Here is a 7,080-nt window from a genome sequence, read left to right as displayed (position 1 = left end):
GCACCCGGCCGCGCGGGGTCTGGCTGGCGGCGACCGCGCTTTCGGCCTCGTCCAGGTCGGCCAGCACCCGCAGGGTCCGCTCGTGGAACAGCTGGCCCTCGGCCGTCAAAGTCAGCTTGCGGGTCGAGCGGTTGATCAGCCGCGCGCCCAGCCGCGCCTCCATCCGGCTGACCAGCTTGCTGATCGCCGAGGGGGTCATCTTCAACTCGCGGGCGGCCGGCGAGAAGCCGCCCAGCTCCACGGCGCGGGCGAAGACTTCCATCTCGCCCGAACGGTTGATCTCCAGCCTGGCCATCTTTGACTTGAACTCACAAATGCCTGTCGTTCCGGCAGTCTAATTCACGGAGCGCCGAGGGCCTACCTCAGTCGCTCAGAAACTTCTGGAGCCTTGCCGTGCCCCTAGCCCTCTACGCCTTGACCGTCGGCGCCTTCGGGATCGGCGTCACCGAATTCGTGATCATGGGCCTGCTGCTGCAGGTCTCGGCCGATCTCGGGGTCTCGATCCCTCAGGCCGGCCTGCTGATGACCGGCTACGCCTTGGGCGTGTTCGTCGGCGCGCCGATCCTGACGATCGCCACTCGCCGGCTGCCGCGCAAGACGACGCTGCTGGTGCTGATGGCCATCTTCACGATCGGCAATGTCGCCGCCGCCCTGGCCCCGACCTACGGCCTGCTGATGGCCGCGCGGATCGTCACCGCCCTGGCCCACGGGACGTTCTTCGGCGTCGGCTCGCTGGTCGCCGTCAGCCTGGTGCCGCCGCAGCGCAAGGCCTCGGCCATCGCCATCATGTTCACCGGCCTGACCCTGGCCACCCTGTTGGGCGTGCCGTTCGGCTCGTGGCTGGGCCTGGCCTACGGCTGGCGCGCCACCTTCTGGGCCGTGGGCGCGATCGGCCTGGTCGCCTTCGCCGTGCTGGCCGCCCTGGTCCCGCGCGAAAAGGACATCCTCGAACTGGCCCCGCTGCGTGAGGAGTTCGCCGTCCTGGCCCGGCCGCAGGTGCAGATGGGCCTGATGATGACCGTGCTGGGCTTTGGCGGGGTGTTCGCGGTCTTCACCTACATCCAGCCGATCCTGACCGAGCTGGCCGGGTTCTCGAAAGAAGCCGTCTCGCCGATCCTGCTGGTGTTCGGCGCGGGTCTGGTCGGCGGCAACCTGGTCGGCGGCCGTTGGGCCGACAAGGCCCTGGCCCCGGCCCTGCTGGGCAGCTTGGCCATCCTGACCGTGGTGATGCTGGCCTCGGCGTTCGGCTTCCACGACCGGATCGGGGCGGTGATCGCCGCCTTCGGCCTGGGCGCGGCCGCCTTCGCCACCGTCGCGCCGCTGCAGATGCGGGTGCTGTCTCAGGCCGGCGGCGCGGGCCAGGGCCTGGCCTCCAGCCTGAACATCGCCGCCTTCAACCTGGGCAATGCGTTCGGCGCCTGGCTAGGCGGGGCGGTGATCGCCCACGGCCCGGGCCTGGCCGCCGTCCCCCTGGTCGCCGCCGCCGTGCCGCTGTCGGCCCTGGCCCTGGCCGCCTTCAGTCTCTCTCTTGAGCGCCGCGCCCTCCGCGTCGCCGCCCTCTGATCTCAAAAGGACGTCGGATCATGGAATATCGCCAACTCGGAAAATCGGGCCTGAAGGTTCCGGCCCTCAGCTTCGGCGCCGGCACCTTCGGCGGCCAGGGACCGCTGTTCAGCGCCTGGGGCGACACCGACGCCGCTCAGGCCCGCCGGATCATCGAGATCTGCCTCGAAGCGGGGGTGACCCTGTTCGACACCGCCGACGTCTATTCGAACGGCGCCTCGGAAGAGATCCTCGGCGCGGCCCTGGAAGGCCTGCGCGACCAGGCCCTGATCTCGACCAAGCTGGGCCTGCCGATGGGCGATTGTCCGCTGGATCGCGGGACGTCGCGCCTGCGCCTGGTGCGGGGCGTCGAGGCCGCGCTCAAGCGCCTGCGCACCGACCGCATCGACCTGCTGCAACTGCACGCCTTCGACGCCTTCACCCCGGTCGAGGAGGTGTTGTCGGCGCTGGACGATCTCGTGCGGGCCGGCAAGGTGCTCTATGTCGGCGCCTCCAACTTCTCCGGCTGGCAGCTGATGAAGTCGCTGGCGGTGGCCGACCAGCATGGCTGGCCGCGCTATGCCGCCAACCAGGCCTACTATTCGCTGGTCGGTCGCGACTACGAGCACGAGCTGATGCCGCTGGGCATCGACCAGGGCGTCGGGGCCATGGTCTGGAGCCCGCTGGGCTGGGGCCGGCTGACCGGCAAGATCCGTCGCGGCCAGCCCCTGCCCGAGGTCAGCCGCCTGCACGAGACCGCCGACATCGGTCCGCCGGTCGACGACGAGCGGCTCTATGCGGTGGTCGACGCCCTTGACGCCGTCGCCGCCGAAACCGGCAAGACCCTGCCGCAGATCGCCATCAACTGGCTGCTGCGCCGGCCCACGGTGTCCAGCGTGATCGTCGGAGCCCGCAACGAGGCGCAACTGCGCCAGAACCTGGGCGCGGTCGGCTGGAGCCTGACCCCCGAGCAGGTGGCGCGCCTGGACGCCGCCAGCGCCGTGACCCCCGCCTATCCGCACTATCCCTACTGGCGTGAAGGGGGATTCAAGGCGCCGTCCGCAAGCTCCAGCGGCGCCGCGCACGCAAACGCGCGGCGCCGTCGTGTTTGATTGACCCGTGGGAAGCCGCCGCCTCGCATAGCCCCAATCAAAGGGCAAAGAGGGGTCTCATATGCCGGTCAGCCGTCGCAGTTTCATTCACGCCGTCGGGGCGGCCGGCGGCTATAGCGCCGCGTTCACCGCCATGCAGGCCCTGGGCTTGCTGGCCCCGTCCACGGCCTTCGCCGGCGCGCCGCCGGACCTCGCCAAGGGCGGCGGCGGGGCGGGCGCCAAGGTGGTGATCCTGGGCGCCGGCGTGGCGGGCATGTCGGCGGCGTGGGAGTTGGGCAAGGCCGGCTACGACTGCACGATCCTGGAGGCTCGGGCCCGCACCGGCGGCCGGGTCTGGACGGTGCGCAAGGGCGACAAGATCGAGATGACCGACGGCTCGCGCCAGGTCTGCGAGTTCGACGAAGGCCAGTACATGAACGCCGGCGCCGCGCGCCTGCCCAGCCATCACCAGATCGTCCTGGGCTATTGCCGCGAGCTGGGCGTGGAGTTGGAGGTCGAGGTCAACGCCAGCCGCAGCGCCTTCCTGCTCAATCCCGAGGCCAACGGCGGCCAGCCGATCCGCATGCGGACGGCGATCAACGACACCCGCGGCCACGTCTCCGAACTGCTGGCCAAGGCGATCAACAAGGGCGCGCTGGACGCGGACCTGACCGCCGACGACAAGCAGCGGATGGTCGCCTTCCTGAAGACCTACGGCGACCTGTCGCCCGACCTCCTCTACAAGGGCTCGCAACGGGCCGGTCTGAAGATCGAGCCGGGCGCCGGCGACGAGAAGGCCACGCCCTACGACCCGATCAGCCTGAAGGCCCTGCTCGACGAGGATCTCTGGAACGGCGTGCTGTTCGAGGAGGTCATCGACATGCAGGCCACCATGTTCCAGCCCAAAGGCGGCATGGACGCCATCCCCCACGCCTTCGCCAAGGCCCTGGGTCCCAAGATCATCAAGCGCCAGTGCGAGGTGCGCCAGATCCGCAAGACCGGAAAAGGCGTGAAGATCGCCTACTACGACAAGGTCGCTAAGCAAGACCTGACGATCGAGGCCGACTACTGCATCTCGACCATCCCGCTGCCGGTGCTGGCCAAGATCGACGCCGATTTCAGCCCGGCCTACAAGACCGCCATCGCCCGTACACCCTATCGCGACAGCATCAAGATCGCCTGGCAGGCCCCGCGCTTCTGGGAGGGACCCAAGTACCAGATCTATGGCGGCCTCTCGTTCGTGAAGGGGCCCAGCAACATGGTCTGGTACCCCAGCTACGGCCTGCATTCGAAGACCGGGGTGATCCTGGGCGCCTATGCCGGCRGCAAGGCGGCCGACGAACTGGCCAAGCTGCCGCGCGCCGCCCAGATCGAGCACACCCGCAAGGTCATCGAGGCCATGCACCCCGGCTGCGGCAAGCTGCTGGAAAAGCCCCTGCAGGTGCAGTGGGCGGCCGTGCCCTACAACCTCGGCATCGGGGTGGGCTGGGCCAGCGACGACGAGCCGGACTATCACCTGCTGGGTCAGCCCGACGGGCCGATCCACTTCGCCGGCGAATATCTCAGCCATGTCGGCGCCTGGCAGGAGGGGGCGATCCGCGCCGCCCACCGCGCCATCGTCATGCTGGACGCCCAACACCGAAAAGGCCAGCCAGTGACCGCTCAGCGGGTCATCTGATCCGTAGGCTGATAATCAGCCCGCGCCGGTCTTCATCAGGGCGGCGCGGGAGGGCAGCAGCTGGGCCATGAACGGCAGCAGGGCCGCGCCCACGGCCGGTCCGTCGGCCGAGGTGGCGGCCCGCTCGACCTTCGCCAGGGCGGGCAGGTCCTCGATCGCGGCCAGGCGGGCGTTGACCGCCGCGACCAGGCGATCCAGCAAATCCGTGGGCAGCCGACCGCCCACATAGATGGCTTCCGGATTGACCAGGCAACTGATCGCCACGAACGGCTGGACCAGCAGCTTGGCCGCCAGGGCGATCCAGTCCTCGACCAGGGCTTGGCCCTGGGCGGACAGATCGCTCAACTGGTCGGGGCGGGTCACCACGATGCCGCCCGCCTCGAGATGGGCGTACAGCGCCGACAGCGACACGACCTCCTGCACAGAGCGGGCCTTGGTTTTGGACGAGGAGACCGGCAGGAAGCCGATCTCGCCGCTGCGCCCCTGGGCTCCGCGGAAATAGTCGCCCTCGACCACCAGCCCGCCGCCCAGGCCCGACGACACCAGGACGTAGAAGAAGCTGGGCCGGCGCAGGCCGTGGCCGAACTGCAGTTCGCCCAGGGCGGCGGCGGTGGCGTCGTTCTCCAGGAACACCGGCAGGGGCAGGATGTCGGCCATCAGCTTGCCGATGTCGGCCGTGCTCCAGACGTCGTAGTTCTCTGGCCGGTGCGGCAGGTCCACCCGTCCCAGGTCGTCGGGCAGGGCGACGCCGATGCCCGACAGGCGCGGCGGCTCGCCCTTCCAGGCGGCCAGCATCTTGCGGATCTGCACCTTGCAGAACTTGCCGACGTCGGCGGGCAGCGGGAACTCGATCTCCTGGCTGGCCCGGGCGCGCACGGCGCCCAGCAGGTCCAGCAAGACGACGGTGATGTGGTCGCGGTCGATATTGACCCCGATCGAGAAACAGCCGTCGGGATTGATCGTCAGGTTCATGGCCGGCTGGCCGCGCGGGCCCTGGACCCGGCCGGCCTCAAGGATGAGGCCGTCATCCAGCAGGCGTTTGGTGATGTTGGCCACGGCCGGCGGCGTCAGGCCGGAGATCCCGGCCAGGGTCACGCGGGTGATCGGACCGCCCACCCGGATGGCCTGCAGGATGACCCGCTGATTGTGGTCGCCGACCCGTTCCAGATTGGCCCCAGAAAGGCTCGCGCCCTGGGTGCGCTTCCGGTTCGTTTTCCGCGAGGCTTCCAAGGACGGCATGCGATGACCTTCGACGAGAAAGCCCTAGTAGCATCGCGGCGGGCGATGACGATAGCGAGGCTGCTTCAGCGAATAATTTAAATTGATTTCCTTATTCGAGGCTGCTGACTATGGGCGGCATAGGAAGCGCGGCGTGGCGCGCGCTCGAAAAGCCTGAAAACGGGCGGGTGGAGGAAAGCGGTTTGATCCAGGTCGGGGTGGATTTTGGTGGCACGAAGATCGAGGCCGCGGCCCTGTCGCCGGACGGCCGGTTCCTGGCCCGCGTGCGCGCTCCCAATCCCGGATCCTACGACGCCGCCATCGCCGCCGTCCGCGACCTGATCGCCCAGGCCGAGCAGCAAGCCGGCGGCCGCGGCTCGATCGGGGTCGGCGCGCCCGGTTCGGTCTCGCCGCGCACCGGCGTGATGCGCAACGCCAACTCCACCTGGCTGAACGGCCGCCGGTTCCGCGAGGACCTGGAGGCGGGACTGGGCCGTCCAGTGCGGCTGGCCAATGACGCCAACTGCCTGGCCCTGTCCGAGGCCGTCGACGGCGCGGCGGCGGGTCTGGCGGTGGTCTTCGCGGTGATCATCGGCACGGGCTGCGGCGGCGGCCTGGCGGTCGAGGGCAAGCTGGTCGAGGGCGCCAACGGCGTGGCCGGCGAGTGGGGCCATACGCCCCTGCCTTGGCCCAAGCCGGAAGAATCGCCGGGGCCGGCCTGCTGGTGCGGACGGCACGGCTGCCTGGAGACCTGGATCTCGGGCACCGGCTTTCGTCGCGACCACGCTGAGCGCACGGGCCAGGCCCTGACCGGCGAAGCGATCATCGCCGCCGCGCGGGCCGGCGACGCCGAGGCGGCGGCCAGCTTCGACCGCTATCTCGACCGGCTGGCCCGAGGCCTGGCGGTGATCTGCGACATCGTCGATCCCGACGCTTTCGTGTTCGGCGGCGGGCTGTCGAACGTCGCCGAACTGTACGAGCGCCTGCCGGCCTTTATCGAGCCGCACGTGTTCTCCGACGGCTGGCGCGCGCGGCTGGCCCCGGCTCAGTGGGGCGACTCCTCGGGCGTTCGCGGCGCGGCGCGCCTCTGGACCCTGGCCGAAGCCCAGGCCCATGGCTGACCGTCGCGCCGTCGCCTTGGCCGCCCTGCTGGCCTTCGGAGCGGCGGATACGGCTGTGGCAGACGACGGGGTTAGCGTCGCGGTCACCGGCGGAACGATTCGGGGCGAGGCGCGGGGCGCCGGCGCGGTGTATCGCGGCGTGCCCTTCGCCGCGCCGCCGGTCGGCGATCGGCGTTGGAAGCCGCCGGCGCCGGTCGAGCCCTGGTCCGGAGCCCGGGCCGCGACCGTCTCGGGCGCGCCCTGCCTGCAACGGTCCTACGGCTGGAACGCCAAGGACGCCGCCGACAGCCGCGAGGACTGCCTCTATCTCGACATCCGCACGCCGGCCCTGAAGCCGGACGCGCCCCTGCCGGTCATGGTCTGGATCCATGGCGGGGCCAACCGCGCCGRATCGGCCCGGGGCACGGTCGAGTCCAGCCTGGTCGAGCAG

At 70.1% G+C, this 7,080-nt stretch carries 7 protein-coding genes; 5 read left to right on the top strand and 2 right to left on the bottom strand.

All coding sequences use genetic code 11. The features are described 5' to 3' along the window. On the bottom strand, positions 1-295 hold a 295-nt coding region (locus AC1DZ6_RS19735; RefSeq protein WP_477098839.1), incomplete at its 3' end, for a LysR family transcriptional regulator. Between the two features lie 98 nt (positions 296-393). Here AC1DZ6_RS19735 and AC1DZ6_RS19730 point away from each other — a divergent pair. The 3 genes from AC1DZ6_RS19730 to AC1DZ6_RS19720 all read left to right on the top strand — a co-directional run bounded on the left by AC1DZ6_RS19730 (position 394) and on the right by AC1DZ6_RS19720 (position 4,311). Continuing rightward, entirely contained in the window at positions 394-1,563 is a 1,170-nt protein-coding gene (locus tag AC1DZ6_RS19730) for an MFS transporter (protein ID WP_477098838.1), read from the top strand. Between the two features lie 20 nt (positions 1,564-1,583). Beyond that, positions 1,584-2,654 (top strand): aldo/keto reductase, encoded by a 1,071-nt coding sequence (locus AC1DZ6_RS19725; RefSeq protein WP_477098837.1) that lies wholly within the window; start codon positions 1,584-1,586, stop codon positions 2,652-2,654. Positions 2,655-2,715: 61 nt separating this feature from the next. Next, a complete protein-coding gene (locus tag AC1DZ6_RS19720) occupies positions 2,716-4,311 on the top strand; it encodes a flavin monoamine oxidase family protein (protein WP_477098836.1) in 1,596 nt (531 codons plus the stop codon). Between the two features lie 15 nt (positions 4,312-4,326). Here the strand turns inward: AC1DZ6_RS19720 and AC1DZ6_RS19715 are convergent, their stop codons facing one another. Then, on the bottom strand, positions 4,327-5,550 hold the full coding sequence (locus AC1DZ6_RS19715; RefSeq protein WP_477098835.1) for an ROK family transcriptional regulator: 1,224 nt from the start codon (positions 5,548-5,550) through the stop codon (positions 4,327-4,329). A 182-nt stretch (positions 5,551-5,732) separates the two neighbouring features. Here AC1DZ6_RS19715 and AC1DZ6_RS19710 point away from each other — a divergent pair, with 182 nt between their 5' ends. Further along, positions 5,733-6,650, top strand: a complete 918-nt coding sequence (locus tag AC1DZ6_RS19710) for an ROK family protein (RefSeq protein WP_477098834.1) — start codon at positions 5,733-5,735, stop codon at positions 6,648-6,650. Further along, the coding region (locus tag AC1DZ6_RS19705; protein WP_477098833.1) for a carboxylesterase family protein at positions 6,643-7,080 on the top strand (438 nt) is incomplete at its 3' end. The genes AC1DZ6_RS19710 and AC1DZ6_RS19705, both read left to right, overlap by 8 nt.

The organism is Caulobacter sp. P1_B12_2 (genome assembly GCF_056406675.1).
The sequence above is the reverse complement of the archived record's forward strand: the minus strand, read 5'-3'. Positions and strand labels throughout refer to the sequence as shown.